Source organism: Dactylosporangium siamense, from assembly GCF_016862795.1.
Taxonomy (GTDB): domain Bacteria; phylum Actinomycetota; class Actinomycetes; order Mycobacteriales; family Micromonosporaceae; genus Dactylosporangium; species Dactylosporangium siamense.
In genome coordinates this window covers 1-17,497 of the sequence record NZ_BONQ01000019.1, presented here as the reverse complement: position 1 = coordinate 17,497, position 17,497 = coordinate 1, and the positions used below count along the sequence as shown (strand labels likewise).

14 protein-coding genes are annotated in these 17,497 nt (G+C 71.9%); 6 read left to right on the top strand and 8 right to left on the bottom strand.

All coding sequences use genetic code 11. From position 1 onward, the window contains the following. Positions 1 to 366 precede the first annotated feature (366 nt). From Dsi01nite_RS05620 to Dsi01nite_RS05605, 4 genes are all read right to left on the bottom strand, one after another. Positions 367 to 1,185 (bottom strand): LPXTG cell wall anchor domain-containing protein, encoded by an 819-nt coding sequence (locus tag Dsi01nite_RS05620; protein ID WP_203844949.1) that lies wholly within the window; start codon positions 1,183 to 1,185, stop codon positions 367 to 369. After that, on the bottom strand, positions 1,182 to 2,213 hold the full coding sequence (locus Dsi01nite_RS05615; protein WP_203844948.1) for a WxL protein peptidoglycan domain-containing protein: 1,032 nt from the start codon (positions 2,211 to 2,213) through the stop codon (positions 1,182 to 1,184). The genes Dsi01nite_RS05620 and Dsi01nite_RS05615 overlap by 4 nt, the downstream gene beginning before the upstream one ends. A 95-nt stretch (positions 2,214 to 2,308) precedes the next feature. Next, complete coding sequence (locus Dsi01nite_RS05610; protein ID WP_203844947.1) at positions 2,309 to 4,030, bottom strand: Ig-like domain-containing protein; 1,722 nt, start codon at positions 4,028 to 4,030, stop codon at positions 2,309 to 2,311. A gap of 34 nt (positions 4,031 to 4,064) precedes the next feature. Then, positions 4,065 to 5,117, bottom strand: a complete 1,053-nt coding sequence (locus Dsi01nite_RS05605; RefSeq protein ID WP_203844946.1) for a PstS family phosphate ABC transporter substrate-binding protein — start codon at positions 5,115 to 5,117, stop codon at positions 4,065 to 4,067. Positions 5,118 to 5,520: 403 nt separating this feature from the next. On the opposite strand from Dsi01nite_RS05605, the gene Dsi01nite_RS05600 reads away from it, so the two are divergent. The 6 genes from Dsi01nite_RS05600 (at position 5,521) to Dsi01nite_RS05575 (ending at position 11,690) form a co-directional block, all read left to right on the top strand. Next, entirely contained in the window at positions 5,521 to 7,332 is a 1,812-nt protein-coding gene (locus Dsi01nite_RS05600) for a serine/threonine-protein kinase (RefSeq protein ID WP_203844945.1), read from the top strand. A 151-nt stretch (positions 7,333 to 7,483) separates the two neighbouring features. Further along, positions 7,484 to 7,912: an RrF2 family transcriptional regulator gene (locus Dsi01nite_RS05595; RefSeq protein WP_203844944.1), complete on the top strand. Its 429-nt coding sequence runs from the start codon at positions 7,484 to 7,486 to the stop codon at positions 7,910 to 7,912. Positions 7,913 to 7,932: 20 nt separating this feature from the next. After that, complete coding sequence (locus tag Dsi01nite_RS05590) at positions 7,933 to 8,970, top strand: sulfate ABC transporter substrate-binding protein (RefSeq protein WP_203844943.1); 1,038 nt, start codon at positions 7,933 to 7,935, stop codon at positions 8,968 to 8,970. After that, the gene (cysT, locus tag Dsi01nite_RS05585; RefSeq protein WP_203844942.1) at positions 8,967 to 9,824 is read left to right on the top strand and encodes a sulfate ABC transporter permease subunit CysT; all 858 of its coding nucleotides are present in this window, start codon (positions 8,967 to 8,969) and stop codon (positions 9,822 to 9,824) included. The genes Dsi01nite_RS05590 and cysT overlap by 4 nt, the downstream gene beginning before the upstream one ends. Continuing rightward, a complete protein-coding gene (locus tag Dsi01nite_RS05580; RefSeq protein WP_239135713.1) occupies positions 9,817 to 10,683 on the top strand; it encodes a sulfate ABC transporter permease in 867 nt (288 codons plus the stop codon). Before cysT ends, Dsi01nite_RS05580 begins: the two co-directional genes overlap by 8 nt. Beyond that, positions 10,680 to 11,690, top strand: coding sequence for a sulfate/molybdate ABC transporter ATP-binding protein (locus Dsi01nite_RS05575; RefSeq protein WP_203844941.1), 1,011 nt, complete (start codon positions 10,680 to 10,682; stop codon positions 11,688 to 11,690). The genes Dsi01nite_RS05580 and Dsi01nite_RS05575 overlap by 4 nt, the downstream gene beginning before the upstream one ends. Before the next feature lie 58 nt (positions 11,691 to 11,748). Here the strand turns inward: Dsi01nite_RS05575 and Dsi01nite_RS05570 are convergent, their stop codons facing one another. The 4 genes from Dsi01nite_RS05570 to Dsi01nite_RS05555 all read right to left on the bottom strand — a co-directional run. Beyond that, positions 11,749 to 14,049, bottom strand: a complete 2,301-nt coding sequence (locus tag Dsi01nite_RS05570) for a fibronectin type III domain-containing protein (RefSeq protein ID WP_203844940.1) — start codon at positions 14,047 to 14,049, stop codon at positions 11,749 to 11,751. 73 nt (positions 14,050 to 14,122) lie between these two features. After that, entirely contained in the window at positions 14,123 to 15,154 is a 1,032-nt protein-coding gene (locus tag Dsi01nite_RS05565) for a hypothetical protein (RefSeq protein WP_203844939.1), read from the bottom strand. Further along, a complete protein-coding gene (locus tag Dsi01nite_RS05560) occupies positions 15,154 to 15,657 on the bottom strand; it encodes a SigE family RNA polymerase sigma factor (protein WP_203844938.1) in 504 nt (167 codons plus the stop codon). Before Dsi01nite_RS05560 ends, Dsi01nite_RS05565 begins: the two co-directional genes overlap by 1 nt. Before the next feature lie 69 nt (positions 15,658 to 15,726). Next, on the bottom strand, positions 15,727 to 17,497 hold a 1,771-nt coding region (locus tag Dsi01nite_RS05555), incomplete at its 5' end, for a M14 family metallopeptidase (protein WP_203844937.1).

Sequence of the window (17,497 nt, the reverse complement as noted above, 5' to 3'; positions counted from 1 at the left end):
GCGGCGGCGGCACGGGACCGAACGGCAGCGTCTCCTGCGGCCCGGAGGACCACGGACCCGGATACGGCGGCCCGGAGTGCTGCGGACCCGGATGCGGTGGCCCAGGGTGCTGCGGACCCGGATGCGGCGGCCCGGAGTGCTGCGGGCCTGGATGCGGTGGCCCGGGGTGCTGCGGACCCGCGTACTGCGGGCTGGCGTACTGGGGGCTCGCGTACTGCGGGCTCGTGTACTGCGGACCGGCGTACTGCGGTCCCGGTTCGTCCGGTCCCGGTTCGTCCGGCGCGGCGTGGCGGGCGGCGCCGTCCGGTGGTGCGAACGGTGCCGGCTGCGGCTCGTGCGGGTGTGACTCCTCGGTCGGCGCGGTCGTCATCGGTGGGCCTCCTCGCGGGGAGCGGTGGCGGTGGCACGGCGTCGCCGGCCGAGCAGGACAGCGGCGACGCCCGCGACGACGAGTAGCAGGCCGCCGCCGGCGAGGGTCATCACGTCGGCGCCGGTGCGCGGCAGCGGGCCGCCGCCACCGGCCGGGGTCGGGCTGGGGCTGGGGCTGGTGGAGCCACCGTCGACGCGGACCTCGATCGGCACGCCCGTCTCGCCGTCCATCACGGCCGCGCCCGCCATCGCGGCGCCGATCCGGCCGGCGGCCTTGGTGGACCCGCCGCGCACCACGGTCCAGGTGCCGCCGCTGACCCGGATGTCGGCGGTCGCGTAGCTCGTGGTGAGCGTCTCCTCGCCGGGCACCCCGAGGTAGATGCGGAGCTGGACGAGCCCGTCCCACTGGGTCGGGTACACGTCCAGGAACTCGGCCAGGGAACCGGCCTCCGCGGGTGCGACGACCGTCGGGTGCGCCGCGTCGGGATACGCGCTGGCGCCGGTCAGGAACCGGCCGTGCCACTGCGTCGGGTCGGCGTCCTTGCGGGGCAGGAAGGCGAGCAGCGTCGCCTTGCGGCCGTCCCGGTCGTAGGGTTCGGGCGCCTTCGCCTGGGCGATCGCCTTCGCGACGAACGGCTTGTCGGCCGTCTTTCCCGTCGTGGCGGGCTTGCCGTCCTTGCCGTAGAGCACGATGCCGCCGGCCGAGCGACTGTCGGTGTAGGGCACGGCGGCCGGTTTGTCCGCCGAGCAGCCGGTGGTGGTCAGGGCGGCCGCTGCTGCCAGTACCACCGCAGCAACCGTCAACCGGTTGGTCATGCCGCCGCTCCGGCCTTGCTCTCCTTGCGGGCGCGGCGGCGCTCCAGCGCGGCGGCGTCGGCGCGGGCCTGCCGGCGGCGGATCAGCCAGCGGCGCACCAGGAACCCGGCGCCGGTGCCCAGGATCAGCAGCACGATCAGCAGCAGCCACGGCCAGGCCCAGATGGTCGTGTGCCCCTCCGCCTTCGGCACGGCCTGCCCGACGGGCTGCTCCGGGTCGCCGAACGGCTCCAGCTCGACCCGCACGGTCAGCGGGCCGGCCGGGAAGACGCCGTCGATCTCGGCCTCGTGCGGCACCCGCTGGCCGGGCAGCAGCTCCGGCAGGTCGGGCAGCTTCTTCTCGGCCAGCGTGATGCCGGTCAGCGCGGACTTCACGACCAGCTTCGCGTGGCTCTGCAGCCGGATGTTGCCGGTGTTCTCCGCCGTGTACGACACGGTCACGGAGCCGTCGCTGAACGGGTTGGTCACCCCGAAGTAGTGCGCCTCCACCTTTTGGGCCGCGAGTACGGGGCGCAGCAGCCCGGCAATCCTGAGGTAGAGCCGGACCGCGACCCGGGTGTCGACCTTGACGTCGGTGCCGGTGGCGAGGGAGACCACGACCCCACCGGCGTGGTCGCCCGGGGTCGCGTTGGCCGGCACGACCACCTTGAACGGCACCGCGACGGTGGCGCCGGCGTCGATGGTGATCGCCGGTGCCTGGAACTGCATCCAGGAGCCGATGTCGGTGGGCTTCTGCGCGGCCGGCAGCAGGTCGAACGCGCCGGTCGAGGTGTTGAACGCGTCGGTGCCGTAGATGACGAACGAGGCGGGAACCTTGCTGCTGTTGGTGACGAGCACCTTCTCCTCCACTGCCGCGCCGGGGATGCCCTGCAGCGTGTAGTGGGTGCGCTTGTCGGGCTTGCCCTCCGGCGTGCCGGGCCGCAGCGACCAGGCGCGGTTGCCGTCGTCGGCGGGCTCGGCGTGCGCGGCCGCGGGGGTCAGCACCGCGGCGACGGCGACAGCCGCGACCAGTGCGAAAAGGCGTCTCATAGCAGGTTTCCCGTCCGTCGGATGTGCAGCAGATGGGCGCAGGCCGGCCCGGGGTGGCCCCGGGCCGACCTGGCGTGTTGTGCGTTACCGCACCGTCACGGGCTGACCAGCGTCAGCGTGAGGGTGCTGGTGTAGAGGCCGGTCGGGGACGTGTCCGGGATCCGCAGCTCCAGGGCGGAGGTGAGGTCCTTGGTGCCGAGCCCGTTGCCCGGGGCGGCCTTCGCGAACTGGCTGCTGGTCTGCAGACCGTTGCTGGTGGCCGTCTTGAGCTTCGAGTCGACCGCCGCGCCGGCGGCCACGGTGCCCTCGGCGTCGCCGCCGCTGGCAGCCGGCACCCAGCCGAGGTTGGTGGCCGGCACGACGGTCTGGCCGTTGCGGAAGTCCGCGGCCTGCCCGTTGAGCGTCCAGCCGTCCTGGGTGGGCCGGGTGTCGTTGACCGAAACGCCGGTCAAGTTGCCCGTGAACACCCAGGCGTGACGGTGACCCGTGGGGTCGGTCGCCTGCGCCGGGTGGCCGTTCGGGTCGTTCACCGGGACCTGGGTCAGGTGCACGGCGGTGCCCGCCGCGACCTGGAGCACCAGCGCGCCCGCGAACGGCTCGCTGTTGTTCTGCGCGTCGAGCGGCACAGCCGCACCGTTCGCGCCGACCACCGCGTAGTTCAGGATCGCCGAGGACGACGACTGGAAGCCGCCGACGCTCGGGGTGAACGTCGCGATGAGCAGGTGGTTGCCCGTGGCGAGGGTCTTCACGAGCGTCGCCGTTCCGGTGGCGACGTCGTAGGTGCCCGCGCCCAGGTCCGTGGCGCCGTCGAAGAAGTGGACCGAGCCGGCGGTGCCGACCGGGGCCACGACCGCGGAGAGCGTCGCGTCGAGCGTGCCACCGGTGCCGGCCGCGGTCCCGCTGGGCGGGGTCACGGTCAGCGTGGTGGTGGTCGGCGTGCCCGGGGCGTTCACGGTGAAGGGCAGCGCCGTGGAGGTGGAACCGTTGAAGGCGGAGGTGTCACTCGGGGTGAACTGTGCGGTGAGCGAGTGACTGCCGACCGACGGCGTGACGCTGAGCGTCGCGTTGCCCGTGGCCGGGTTGTACGTGCCCGCACCGAGGTCCGTCGCACCGTCGAAGAAGTGCACGGAACCGGCGGTGTTGGCCGGCGTGACCTTCGCGGTCAGGGTGACCGCGGTCCCGCTGTTGACCGGGCTGGCCGGGCTGGCGGTCAGCGTGGTCGTGGTCGCCGTCGCCGACGCCGGGTACGCGATGCTCCACGTGCCGGCCGCGGTGTCGACCTGGAGGTCCAGGCGGAAGTAGTTCACGTCGGGGGACTGGCCCGGGGCGGTCGTGATCAGGCGGAGCTGGTAGATGTTCGCCAGGTTCGCGGCCGTCTCGGTGTTGGGCTTGGACGCGATGTAGGCGCCCAGGGAGGTGCCGGCCGTGGCGCTGACGAGCGGGGTCGTGCCCAGCCCGTTGAGCGGCGCCGGGGCGGCCGTGTTCGGGAAATTGGTGGTGTTGGTGACGACGGCCGACTCGAACTGGTCGGTCGGCGTGGCCGCCTTCGGGGTGGCCACCCGGAGGAAGGCCCTCACGTCCCCGGTGCGGCCCGCGCCGGAAGCCGCCGCGTACGCCGCGATCGGGCTGTCGGTGAGGCTACCGCCGGTGATGACAGCGCCGCTGGCGTTGTACAGGGTGATGCTGCCGATCGCGTTGGGGTCCGGCTCGAAGGCCGGGGTCACCGCCGCGTAGGCGACACCTCCCCCGACCAGGACGCTGGCCGCGACAGCCAGGGCTGCCGCCCCGACCATCAGGGACCTGGAGCGAATCTTCACTGGGACTCCGTTTCGAAGGTTGATGTGCGCCGGCTCAGGCGGTGTGGCAGAGGCCCGCGTCGGCGTACTGGTACGTGAAACCGGCCGAGTCCTCGATCAGGGGCTGCGCGAGGAACGACTGGGACAGGAACCCACCCGGCGCGAAGAGCGCCTTGTTCCACGAGGTGTTGATCTCGCTGTTACGGACGATGAAGTACACCGGCCGGGTCACGTCGAACGCGACTCCACCGGACTGCAGCGTCACCGGGTCCTGCGCGGTACCAGCGTTGAAGTAGCCGTTGTGGATCATGACCAGACGGGCGGTCGAGAACGGCGCGATGGCATTCGCGTTGCCCTGGATCGGCGTCGGGTCGTGCTCCTCGGCCCGGACCAGGCCCTCAGCGGTGGTGCGGACCTGAGCCTCGGTGAGGCCGATCTGCGCGATGAAGAACTGCTCGGTGCCGGAGGTCGCGGGCGGCAGGATCGGGACGATCGTGGCGCCCGGGTTCGGACCGTTGTAGCCGCTGACCTGGCCCCACGTGGTGATCTGCGGGGGGCTGCTGTAGATCTTCTTCAGGTCCGCGGAGCTGATGCCGGCGGTGCCGGCGTTCGTCGCCACGTTCTTCGACACGGCGATCCGCAGACCGTCGAGGCCGAGCTGGTAGCAGCGCAGGCCGCCCCAGCCGTTGGCGATCGCGCGGTCGTCCTCAGCCTTGCTCGGCTTGCGCGAGCTGCGGACGAACTGGACCTTCTTCGTGGCGCCGGTGTCGGTCTGGGTGAAGTACGTCAGACCGCCGCCGGAGCCGTTCGGGCGCGTGACCGGGAAGTTGCCGCCCCGCAGCACGACGGTGGCACCCGCCGTGAGCTTGCCGCTGGCGTCGCCGGTCGCGTCGAAGTTGAACACCCGGCCGCCCGCGGCGTTGAAGCCGGGGTTGCCCTGGTAGTCGCCGTCGGCCAGGAAGTCGGCGGCGTACTGGATGGTGTCGGACCCGATGCCGACGATGTCGTTGCCCTGTGCCGCGACATCGGCGTGAGCCGCGGTGGCCTGGGTGAGCAGGAGCACCGCTACCCCCGCCACCCCCAGCCCGACCTTACTGATGTGTCGCATTCCATGACCTTTCCGCCTTGCACTCAAAGTTGAATGCGACGCCGACCTTCGCAGTGAAGAACCACTGCCGAGTGCTCCGACAATGAACGACGGATGAATCGTGCCGGCGAAATACACAATGCATGATCCGAGGCTGACCATTCGGCCCATTGTGCGTTCACGAATAGACGATATGCGCGGCAATGAACTGCACCTTCGTAAAGGAGTCAGCCTTTTCCTGGTGCATGAAGAAAGGCATTGTTCAAGGCCTGCGCCGGACATGCAACAGATGAACAGCACCGGAGGTCCGGGCTAATCAACACATCCGCGCGAAAGGGACGTGGGTGACAGATCGGGTGGCAAAACCCGGCGGACGGGCGGATTCCCGGCGCGGCGGCGGCTAGAATCGCCGGCGGGAGGCTTCATGGTCACTGTGCCGCAGATCCACGGCTACCGTGACCTCACGCTGATCAGCGCCAAGGGCGGCCAGGCACAGGTATATCGGGCGCACAAGACGACGCTGGACAAGTCGGCCGTCGCGATCAAGGTGTACAAACGGGATCTCGACGACGCCGACCGGCGGCGGTTCCTGCGCGAGGTCCAGGCATTGCAGGCGCTGCGCGGGCGGCCGCACGTGGTGCGGCTGCTGGAGGCGGACTTCACCGCCGAGGGCACCGGATACGTGGTGATGGACCTCTACGCCGCGTCGGTCGCCGACCGGCTCCTGGTCGAGCGGACGCTGCCCGTCGCCGACGTGCTGCGCATCGGCGCGCAGGTGGCCGAGGCGCTCATCCACACGCACGAGGCCGCGTCGCGCATCCTGCACCGCGACATCAAACCCAACAACATCCTGCTCACCGACGACGGCGTCGCGGTGCTGTCGGACTTCGGCATCTCCGCGATCCATCGCGACGACGGCCGGTACACCGCGACGGCCAGGATCGGCACGAAGGGGTACATGGCGCCCGAGGTCCACGCCGGGCAGCCGGACAGCGTCGCCTCCGACCTGTACTCCCTCGGCGCGACCCTGCACACGCTGCTGCTCGGCGAGCCGCCGTCGGCGCTCGAGCCGCACGCGGCGCTCGCCACCGTCCCGAAGCCCGTCGCCGCGGTCCTGCGCCGGACGCTCGCACCCGATCCGGCCGATCGCCCGGAGTCGGCCCGGCGGCTGCGCGAGGACCTGCTCCGCGCGGCCGAGCAGGCGCCGCAGCAGGCGTTCGCCGCGACACCGCCCGCCGCGACCAAACTCCTGCCGGACGAGGCACCGACGGCCGTCCCCGGGGCGGACGTCCGGCCGCGCCTGCTCGACGTGCCGGCCGCCGACCCGGACCTGGGCCGCAACATCGCCGCGAGCGCGCTCGCCGGGCTCGGCGGCCTGGGCCTGCTGACCCTGCTCGACTGGACCTGGTGGTCGAGCGCGCTGCTCGTGGCCCTGCCACTGGGCGCGGCGCTCACCCTGCGGCGGGCGCTGGACCTGCGGCGGCTGGCCGGGCCGGCGGCCGCGGCGACCCTCGCGGCCTACGCGGTGCCGCTGGTGGTGTACCTGTCCCGCGTCGGCGAGCACCCGTTCATCAACCTGGTGATGGCCCTGTTCACCCTGATCGCCGCCGGCGGCCAGGTCGTCGCCGTGCACGAGGTCGAGCGATACGTCCGGCAGGACATGGCGCAGGCCGAGACCGTCCGGGCCAACCACGAGCGCGGGCAGCTGTTCCAGGGCATGCGCGACCGGTACTGGCTGGCCGACACCTACCCGCCGGACTGGCTCGACGACGTCCTCGGCCCGCTGCCCGCGGCGCGGGCCATGCCGTGGCGGGACGGCACGGTCCGGTCCGCCGTGGTGTGCGACCGCAGCGTGGTGTTCCTCGCGGTGCTCGACGGCGTGCGGCCGGGCACGTACGACCTCAACCCGGCGCACGGGCACGCCTGCCGGGTGTATGCGGACGGGCGCCCCAACACCTCGGTCGACACCCGGCTGAAGGAGCTCGCGCGCCGCGTCGAACCCCTCGGCTGGGGCACGGCCGGGGTCGCCGCCGGCTGCGTGGTGGTGCTCACCACGGACGGCACCCGGTCCGACGGCATCCGGCTCGCGCCGGCCCAGTTCGAGTCGACGGGCCTGACGGTCGTGGTCGCCCGGGACGCCGGGCCGGCCGTCGTGCGCCTCCTCGCCGGCGCCGACCCCCTGGTCATCGACCCGATCCTGCTGCGGATGGTGCACGAGCGGGCGGCGAAGCCCTGACCGGCGGCACCCCCACCGATCGAACGATGTAACGCAACCCACACGGGCCGACTGCGGTGCGCAACCTTGACAGCCGCCGTCCTGCAATTATTCTATTCCTACCTAGTAACTAGACAAGATAGGCAATGGCAGCACAACGGGGGACCTTGAAGTGCACATCTCCGTGCGGGCCGACTATGCGATCCGGGCCATGCTCGCCATCGCGGCAGCGGACCCGGGCCGGATCACGGCAGCGGAGCTGGCACAGAGCGAGCAGATGTCCATCGGCTCGCTGCAGACGGTCCTTCTCGAACTGCGCCGCGTCGGGCTGGTCCACAGCCACCGCGGCACCGAGCGCGGCTACGGCCTCGCCCGCCCGGCGGCAGCCATCACGGTGGGCGAGATCCTGCGCGCCATGAACGGCGCACTGACCACGGTGCGGGGACTGCCAACCCAGCAGGCCACGTACGAAGGGGTCGGGCGCGGCCTACAGAGGGTCTGGCTGTCGGTGGACACCGCCGTCAACGAGATCGTCGATCAGGCCACGCTCGCCGACCTGCTCGCAGACGAATCACCGCACGACCCCCTTGCGCATCGCTGACCCAGGAGGACAGGTTCCCCATGAAGCACCCGATCAGAGCGACCGCCGCTCTCATGCTCGCCGCCGGCTTACTGCTGTCGGCGTGCGCGGGGACCACGGCGAAGGACGCCGGCGGCGCCAGCGGCGAGTCGACCACGCTCAGCATCGTCGGCTTCGCGGTGCCTGAGGCCGCGAACAAGGCCATCGCCACGGAGTTCAACAAGACCCCGGCGGGCAAGGGCGTCAAGTTCCAGACCTCCTACGGCGCCTCCGGCGACCAGAGCCGCGCGGTCGTGGCCGGCCTCAAGGCCGACTACGTGCACTTCTCGGTGTCCAGCGACGTGACCCGCCTGGTCGACGCCAAGCTGGTCGACCCGACCTGGAACGCCGGCCCCACCAAGGGCATCGTGTCCTCCTCGGTCGTGGTCCTCGCGGTGCGCCCCGGCAACCCGAAGAACATCAAGGGCTGGGACGACCTGATCAAGCCCGGCATCGGCATCGTCACCCCGAACCCGGCCTCCTCCGGCGCGGCCCGCTGGAACGCCCTGGCCGCGTGGGGACACATCACCGCCAACGGTGGCACCGACGCGCAGGCCGGCGAGTTCCTCACCAAGCTCTTCGGCAACGTCGTCGCCCTCCCGGGCAGCGGCCGTGACGCCACCACCGCGTTCATCGGCGGCACCGGCGACGTCCTGCTCGCCTACGAGAACGAGGCGATCCTGGCCCGCCAGAGCGGCGAGAAGCTGGACTGGGTCTACCCGGACACCACGATCCTGATCGAGAACCCGGGCGCGATCCTCACCAACGCCAACCCGAAGGCGAAGGACTGGCTCGACTTCGTGCTGAGCACCAACGGTCAGCGCCAGTTCGTGCTCAAGGGCTTCCGGCCGATCATCTCCGGCGTCGACACCAAGGGCGTCGAGGGTGCCATCGACCCGAACAGCCCGTTCCCGACGCCGAAGAAGCTGCTCACCGTCGACAAGGACTTCGAGAGCTGGTCGAAGCTCTCCAAGAAGTTCTTCGACGAGAAAGAGGGCCTGATCGTGAAGATCATCGCCGCGTCGGGCAAAGCCAAGTGACATCCGCGACCGTTGACTCGGGTCGGCCGGCGGGCAACCGCCGGCCGGCCCGGTCGGCCGTTTCCGGCCACCCCCTCACACGCGTCTCCGGGCTCGGGCTCGGGGTCGCGATGCTGTGGTTCAGCCTCCTGGTGCTCATCCCGCTCGCCGCGGTCATCGCGGTCGCCGGTTCCGAGGGGTGGAGCGGCTTCTGGGAGGCGATCACCGCCGAACAGACGCTCGCCTCGATCGAGCTCACCGTCTTCACCTCGATCGGCGTCACGCTGGTCAACGTCGTGATGGGCACGCTCATCGCCTGGGTGCTGGTCCGGGACCGGTTCTTCGGCAAGCGGGTCCTCGAGGTGCTCGTCGACATCCCGTTCGCGCTGCCGACGATCGTCGCCGGCCTGGTGCTGCTGTCGCTGTACGGACCGAACAGCCCGCTCGGCATCGACATCGCCAACACGCGGACCGCGGTCTTCGTCGCGTTCCTGTTCGTGACGCTGCCGTTCATCGTGCGGACCGTGCAGCCGGTGCTCGCCGAGATCGACCAGGACGTCGAGGAGGCCGCCGCCTCGCTCGGCGCCAGCCGGTTCACGATCTTCTGGAAGGTCATCCTGCCCAGCCTCACCCCGGCGATCACCGCCGGGGCCGCGCTGTCCTTCGCCCGCGGCGTCAGCGAGTACGGCTCGCTGGTCCTGCTGTCGGGCAACCTCCCGATGCGCACCGAGGTGACCTCGGTGCGCATCTTCAGCAGCATCGAGAACGACCACCTGGAGAACGCGGCGGCGGTCGCCACCGTCCTGCTGGTGATCTCGTTCGCCGTCATCGTGATCCTCGACGTGATCCAGCGAAGGACGGTGCGCCGTGGCTGACACCCTGGTGAAGCCCGCCCCGGTGAAGAAGGCGTCCGCCGGCAAGGCCTGGACCCGCAAGCGCGGCCCGGTCACCTACCTGATCCGGCTCGTCGTCGTCACCTACCTGTTCTTCCTGGTGGCCTGGCCGGTGTACCTGGTCGGCCAGAACACCTTCAAGAAGGGCTTCGACGACCTGCGGGCGATCCTCACCGACCCCGACATCGTGCACGCGCTGCACCTGTCGGTCGAGATCGCCATCATCTCCGTCATCATCAACACGGTCTTCGGCGTCACCATCTCGATCCTGCTCGTGCGCTACCGCTTCCCCGGCAAGCGGTTCCTCAACGCCCTGCTCGACGTGCCGCTGTCGGTGTCGCCCGTGGTCGTGGGCCTCTCCCTGGTGCTGGTCTACGGCGGCCGCAACGGCTGGTTCGGCCCGACCCTGGAGAGCTGGGGCCTGCAGATCATCTTCGCCGAGGCCGGCATGGTCATGGCCACCGTCTTCGTGGCCCTGCCGCTGGTCATCCGCGAGGTCGTGCCGGTGCTCGAGGAGGTCGGCGAGGAGCAGGAGCAGGCCGCCCGCAGCCTCGGCGCCAACGCCTGGCAGACCTTCCGCCGCATCACCCTGCCCTCGATCAAGTGGGGCATCATCTACGGCGTCGTGCTGAGCCTCGCCCGGTCGCTCGGCGAGTTCGGCGCCGTGAAGATCGTGTCGGGCAACGTGCTGGGACTCACCCGCACCGCACCGCTGGTGGTCGAGGAGAAGTACCTGAACTTCGACAAGGGCGGCGCCTACGCCACCGCGTTCCTGCTCGCCCTCGTCGCCGTGGCAAGCATCATCGTCGTATCCGTCCTCCGGCCGAAGGAAGACCGTTGAGCATCGAAATCGCAGGAGTCGGCAAGCGCTTCGGGGACTTCGTCGCGCTCGACAACGTCACGGTGAGCATCCCCTCGGGCCGGCTCACGGCACTGCTCGGCCCGTCCGGCGGCGGCAAGTCCACCCTGCTGCGCATCATCGCCGGCCTCGAACGCGCCGACACCGGCCGGGTCGAGATCGAGGGCATCGACGCCACCGACCTGCCGCCGCAGAAGCGCAACGTCGGCTTCGTGTTCCAGCACTACGCCGCGTTCAAGCACATGTCGGTGCGCCGCAACGTCGCCTTCGGCCTGCAGATCCGCAAGCGCCCCAAGGACGAGATCGCGGAGCGGGTCGACGAGCTGCTCAAGCTCGTGCACCTGCAGCAGTTCGCCGACCGGCTGCCCGCACAGCTGTCCGGCGGCCAGCGCCAGCGCATGGCCCTGGCCCGGGCCCTCGCCATCAAGCCGACGGTGCTGCTGCTCGACGAGCCGTTCGGCGCCCTGGACGCGAAGGTCCGCAAGGAGCTGCGCGACTGGCTGCGCCGGCTGCACGACGAGGTCGAGGTCACCACCGTCTTCGTCACCCACGACCAGGAGGAGGCCCTCGAGGTCGCCGACGAGATCGTGGTCATCAACGACGGGCGCATCGAGCAGATCGGCTCCCCCGACGACCTGTACGACCGCCCGGCCAACGACTTCGTCATGCGGTTCCTCGGCCCGGTCACGCAGCTCGGCGACCACCTGGTGCGCCCGCACGACCTGCAGATCAGCACCACCCCCGCCGGCCCCGACGACGTCGCCGGCCAGGTCTCGCGCATCACCCGGATCGGCTTCGAGATCCGCATCGACGTGACCACCGCGACCGGCCAGGCCGTCATCGTCACGCTGACCCGCAACGAGTTCCTCGCGCTCGGCCTCGACGTCGGCACGACGGTGCACCTGCGGATCACCCCGGGCAGCCCCACCACTCCCGCCGGCCCGGTCCCGGCCGAGGTCCCGCTCGAGGTGGCCACCTCCAGCCACTGACCAACCAGGTTTCCGGCAACGGCGACGGCCCGGCGCACAGCCGGGCTCCCGGCCCCGGTCAGTTGTACGCGACGCCCGGCGGCAGCAGGTGCGTGGTGGGGCGGCGGCGGGTGCGCAGCAGGGCCACGCCGGCGGTGAGGGCCAGCAGGCCGGTGAGCAGCAGGCGGGGCGTGGCGGGGCCGGTCACCGCGAGGGCGGTGGTCACGGTGACGTCCAGGCGCATCGCGTGCTGGTGGCCGTCCGGGTCGACGCCCTGGGCGACGACCGCGTGGCCGCCCGCGGCCAGACCGGCCGGGATGGTGACCGGTCTGGTGAAGTCGCCGTGCTCGTCGGTGACCACGGTGCCGAGGTTGACCGGGTCGGAGTAGATGGTGATGGTGGCGGTGGAGTGGGCGGCGAACCCGTTGCCGATGACGACGAGCTGCTCCCCCGGCGCGGCGGTGTCGATGCGGCCCTTGTCGGTGGTCAGCTCGAGCGTGGTCCGCGGTGGGGTCGGCGGGGCGACCGGAGCCGCGACGGTTGCCGGGCCCGACGGCGCGCTCGGGTCCGACGGGCCGCTGGCGGAGTCGGCGACGACCGTGAACGTGTACGTGGTGCCGGCGACCCCGCCGAGGACGCAGCGGGTCGGGTCCGGGTCGGTGACGCGGGTCGTGCAGGTGGACGGCCCCGGCGCGGCGGTGACCGTGTAGCCGGTGACGGCGGCGCCGGCGGAGGACGCGGACGCGGTCCAGTCGACGGTGATGGACGAGGTGCCGCCGGTGGCCGTGACCCCGCCCGGGACGGCCGGCGGCGCGAGCGGGACGACGGTCGCCGGGGCGCTGCCGGTCGACGTGCCGGCGAGGTTGGTGGCGCGGACCCGGATCTGATACGTGGTGCCGTTCGTCAGGCCCGTGATGGTGCACGCCAGCGGCGGCGACGCGGCGATGGTGCAGGCCGCGCCCGCCACCGGCTGGTCGTCGCGGTAGGCCTGCGCCGTGTACGTGGTGACCGGCGACCCGCCGTCGGACGGCGGCGCGGTCCACGTGGCGGTCGCGGCACCGTTGCCCGGCACGGCGGCGGCCGCGACGGGTGCGCCCGGGGCGGTCGTGGCGGCCCGCGGCGTGACGGGTGCCGAGTCGCCGGAGGCGGACCCGGAGCCGGCGGCGTTGGTCGCGGTGACCCGGAACGTGTACGCGGTGCCGTTGGTGAGCGACCCGACCGTGCACCGCAGCGGCGCCGTGAACGGGGCGCCGAGCGTGCACGTCCTGCCCGTGACCGGGCTGCCGTCGCGGAAGGCCCGCACGGTGTACGAGGTGACCGCCGACCCGCCGGTGGACGCCGGCGCGGTCCAGGTGACGGTCGCCTCGCCCGGCGCGGCGGTGGCCGTCGGCGCGGCCGGTGCGGCCGGGACGGTCACGGCGGGAGCCGGCGGCGGCGGGGGCACCGGCGGTGCCGGGGTGCCCACGGTCAGGGTCGGCGAGCCGCACAGCACCACGTCGGAGCAGGACACGTCGGCGTCGAGGTCGGCGACGAGGGTGGCCCGCCCGGTGGAGGTGAAGCCGAGGTCGTCGACGTCGAACAGCTGCGCGGCCGGTGCGGTGACGGGGACCTGCACGGCGCAGGGGTCCGTGACCGTGACCGTGTTGCCGGTCAGCGTGATCGTGCTGCCCGCGGCCGTCAGCACCGGGCCGCCGCCGCAGTCGGCGACCACCGGCGTCCCGGCGGCGACGGTCAGGCCGGCGGGGAGGGTGAGCATGTAGTTGGCGTTCTGGAACCCCGGCAGGCTCGGCACGGTGTTGTCGGTGCGGTCGATGCGGACGTTCAGCATCGTGGTGCCGCCCGGGTTGATGGTGGCGGCGGCGAAGCTCGCGGTCAGCTCCGGCGGTGACAGGAAGAAGATGCCCTGGTCGCCGAACAGGTGCCACAGGCCGGCGGTCGGCGCGCTGACGGTCTCGTCGGCGAAGAGGGTGTACTTGGCGACGCTGCTGGTGATGTCGACGCGGACGTCGCAGGAGTCCCCGTTGGCCACGGCCGCCCCGCCGACGGTGACCTTGGTGACGCCGGCGACGATCGCCTTCGTCACGGTCACCGGCCCGGTGCAGGTGCTCTGCCACCAGTTGGGGTGACCGTCGTCGACCTCGATGTCCACCGGCACGGTGAACGTCGCGCCGTTGCCCTCCGAGACCGCGGGGTTGCCCGGAGCGTCGTGGATGAACATGAGCACCAGCGACTGGAGGTCGCCGATGCCGGCCCATCCGGGTTGGACCGTGGCCACGAACTCGGTCGCGACGCCGGTGGCCGCGGTCGCGGGCGCCGCGACCGCCACCGGCCCGCAGGCACCCGCCATCAGCACCGCCGCCAGCAGCCTGCCGAACACCATCTCGACCCCCGCTCCTCTTCGGGCAATCTAGAAGAAATCACCTGAAAAGGAGGAGGAAAACGGGGATTGGGTGTCACCAGGTGTCCGGATGGTCCAGGTCCAGCGCGGGTCGGTAGCCGCCGAGGACGGTGAGCGCGTCCTGCTCGGTGAAGTCGTCGCCGCGGTCGGCGAGAAACGCGTCGACGAGGCACTGCTGGACCAGCATCTCGAGCTGGCCGTCGATGACGCGCCTGACCCGGTACGGCCCCGCCACCAGGTCACCGCCGCTCTCCCCCACGCCGGGCGGCCGGCGCTCCGCCCGGACCGCCAGCCAGCGGCCGCCGCCGCCGTCGACGATGAGGGCGCCCGAGACGAAGCCGCCCGCGCCGAGGCGGACCGAGCACTCGCGGATCCGGGCCCCCACCGGCAGCACGTCCAGGCGGAACGGCACCACGCACCGGTGGGCGGCGTCGAAGCGCACCCGGGCCGCGGCGGCGGTCGCCTCGCCGCGCTCGCCGGTGTACAGGTCGAGCTGCGCCCACAGGCCGCCGGCCGGTTGCCAGCGGACGGTCCACAGGGTGCCGCCGCCGGTCGGCGCCGCGTCCGACCACGCCGTCCCCGGACGGTCACCGACCAGCACGTCGACCGGTGGCCGCGGCTGCCTCGCCGAGGCCAGGTGCAGCCCCGCCGCGTCGAGCGCCGCGACGTCGGTGGCGAGCAGGACCCGGGCCTTGTTCGGGATCTCGACGCTCTCCGTGCCACGGCCGGCCTGCCACGTGGCGTACTCGGCGCCGCCGAGCACGTCGTCGGCGGAGAAGTGCACCACGCCGGGGTCGGCACCGACCGCGCCGGGGCGTTGCAGCGCACCGGGCAGGCCGGGGGCCACGGGCAGCGCGAGCGTGCTGGGTGGCATGGCCGGGGTGTGCGGCCGGGGCTCCACCCGTACCAACGCCACCGCCGCGAGCACGACAGTGCACCCGGCGGCGGCTCCGGCCAGCATCCGGCGCCGGAACCGCAGCCGGCCGCCACGGTGGCGGGCCCACGCCACGATCGGTGCCGGATCCACGTCACCGCCGGCGCGGTCCCGCAGCGTCGCAGCGAGCCGCTGGTCGAGATCGGTGCTCATCAGAAACCTCCGGTGGTTGTGGTCGCCGGCACGGCCGCGCCCTGCCGCTCGCGCAGCGCCGTCAGCGCCCGCTTCGCGTGGGTGCGCACCGTGCCGGTCGAGCAGTCCAGGATCTCCGCGATGCGCGCGTCGTCCAGGTCCTCGTAGTAGCGCAGGACGATCACGGTGCGCTGGCGCGCGGGCAGGTCGCGGACCAGCCGCCACAGCGCGTCGCGCTCGGCGACCTCGGCCGCCTCGTCCGTGGTCGTGGGCCGCTCCCCCGGCGCCGCCACGGACACCTCCCCGCTGCTGCGCCGCCGCCACCACGAGTGGTGGGCGTTGACCAGCATCCGGCGGACGTAGACGTCCGGGCGGTCGGTGCGCGAGATCCGGCCCCAGCGGGCGTACGCCCTGGCGAGGACGTCCTGCACCAGGTCCTCGGCGCGGTGCTCGTCGCCGGTCAGCAGCCGGGCGAAGCGCACCAGCGCCGCGGTGCGGGCGAACGCGTACTCCTCGAACGTCACGCCCCTACAGACGCGGTGAGCCGCCCGTGCCGTAGACACGGGCGGCTCACTGTTTCTCAAGCCTGCCTGTCAGGCCTGGCGGACAACGACGTTGTCGACGCCGGCCTCGACCAGGCTCGCGGTGGAGGCGTCCGCGGCCTCGATCAGGATCTGGACGCTCTGCCCCGCGTACGGGGTCAGGTTGACGCTGCCGGTCGCCCAGGACGCGTCCCGGTCGGTGGCGGCGCCCGCGGCCGTGAACAGCACCGTGGTGCCGCTGCCCGTGACCACGCTGATCCGGAGGAAGTCGGCCGACGAGGCGTTGCTGCCGTGGCCGAGGTACCACGAGTAGCTCAACGTCAGCGTCCCGGTCGCCGGCAGCGTGATGCTCGGCGAGCGCACGCTCGTCGTGCCGCCGTCGACGTCGTTGGCGCCGGCGCTCGCGCCGGCCAGGCGGGCCGTCACCAGGTCGTTGCTGCCGCTGACCGTGGTGCCGAGCTGCTTGGGGCCGCTGGAGTCGGTGGCCTCGGGGTCACCGCGCTCCCAGGCGCCGCTGGTCGCCGTGTCCGTGCTGGCCGGGTTGACCGTCCAGCCCAGGTTGGTCTCGAAGTCGTCGGACCACACGGTGGTGCCCGGGCTCGCCCCGCAGTACTGGGCCTCCTTGCCGATCACCCGGTACGGGCAGTCGGCGTACTCGGCGATCTGCAGGCTCGACTCGCGGTTGAGTGCCGTCTGCGCCGCGATGACCTCGTCGGGCGGGTAGAAGCCGCCGCCGCCGGAGTTGCCCGGATACATCTCGAACGTGTAGGACCAGATGCGCTGGTCGCCCCACATCCAGTCGTCGATGGACCCGTCGGTGATGTACAGGTCGCTGGCCTGTTCCGGGGTGTAGCCGTTGGTGCCGGCCATCTGGATGCCGAGGGTGCGGAAGGTGGCCTCCTGGTCGGCGTCCAGGCCGGGCGCGGTGTTGGCGGTGGTGTAGCCGAACGGCCAGAGCACCAGCTTGCCGTAGGTGTGGAAGTCGATGTGCGTCTTGATCTGCTGCACCCCGCCGACCCGCCGGCTGAGCACGAAGTCACGCACCCGCTGGGTCTCCGGCGCGGAGAACGCCGACGGCCCGCGGTAGGTCTCCGAGCTGGTGGTGCCCGACGAGCCGCCGCAGCAGCCGAAGTTGTAGGACCAGTTGCGGTTCAGGTCGGTGCCGACGTTGCTGCTGCCGCTGTTCGGCTGGCGGTTCTTGCGCCAGGAGCGGTAGGCGCCGGTCGCGATGTCGTACTCGCCACCGTCGGGGTTCATGTCCGGCACGATCCAGATCTCGCGCGAGTTGACGATGTTCGTGATCCGCGCGTCGGTGCCGTAGCCGTCGGTGAGCTGGCGGATCAGGTACAGCGCCATCTCGACAGTGAGGTGCTCCCGGGCGTGCTGGTGCGCGGTGTAGATCACCTCGGGCTCGTTCTCGTCGACGCCGACGTTGTCCGAGATCTTGATGACGGGGATGGACCGGCCCTCGTAGGAGTTGCCGAGGCTGGTCCGGCTCAGGATCGCCGGGTGGTCGGCGACGGCCTGGTTGAGCTCGGCGGTCATCTCCGCGTAGTTGTGGTAGCCCGAGTCCGCCGACGGGAAGTCGAGGATCGTGGCCGGGCCGGACGGGGTGGCGGGTCGCAGCGCCCGGGTGACGGTGAAGCCCTGCTGCCGCAGCTTCGCCACCTCCGACGGGGTCGCGCTGATGTCGACGACGCCGTGGTCGACGCTGTCGATCGCCGCACCGGTGGCCGCGATCTGGTTGCGCTGGTCGAGGGTGGTGACGCCACTCACCAGGTAGGGAGCGGAGGTCTCGGCGGGTGCCGCGTCGGTCGGCGCG

What these genes read in the sequence shown, in the direction of transcription:
- Dsi01nite_RS05600 (WP_203844945.1), top strand. Translation starts at nt 5,521, where the DNA reads ATGGTCACTGTGCCGCAGATCCACGGCTACCGTGACCTCACGCTGATC.
- Dsi01nite_RS05620 (WP_203844949.1), bottom strand. Translation starts at nt 1,185, where the DNA reads ATGACCAACCGGTTGACGGTTGCTGCGGTGGTACTGGCAGCAGCGGCC.
- Dsi01nite_RS05615 (WP_203844948.1), bottom strand. Translation starts at nt 2,213, where the DNA reads ATGAGACGCCTTTTCGCACTGGTCGCGGCTGTCGCCGTCGCCGCGGTG.
- Dsi01nite_RS05570 (WP_203844940.1), bottom strand. Translation starts at nt 14,049, where the DNA reads ATGGTGTTCGGCAGGCTGCTGGCGGCGGTGCTGATGGCGGGTGCCTGC.
- Dsi01nite_RS05605 (WP_203844946.1), bottom strand. Translation starts at nt 5,117, where the DNA reads ATGCGACACATCAGTAAGGTCGGGCTGGGGGTGGCGGGGGTAGCGGTG.
- Dsi01nite_RS05590 (WP_203844943.1), top strand. Translation starts at nt 7,933, where the DNA reads ATGAAGCACCCGATCAGAGCGACCGCCGCTCTCATGCTCGCCGCCGGC.
- Dsi01nite_RS05565 (WP_203844939.1), bottom strand. Translation starts at nt 15,154, where the DNA reads ATGAGCACCGATCTCGACCAGCGGCTCGCTGCGACGCTGCGGGACCGC.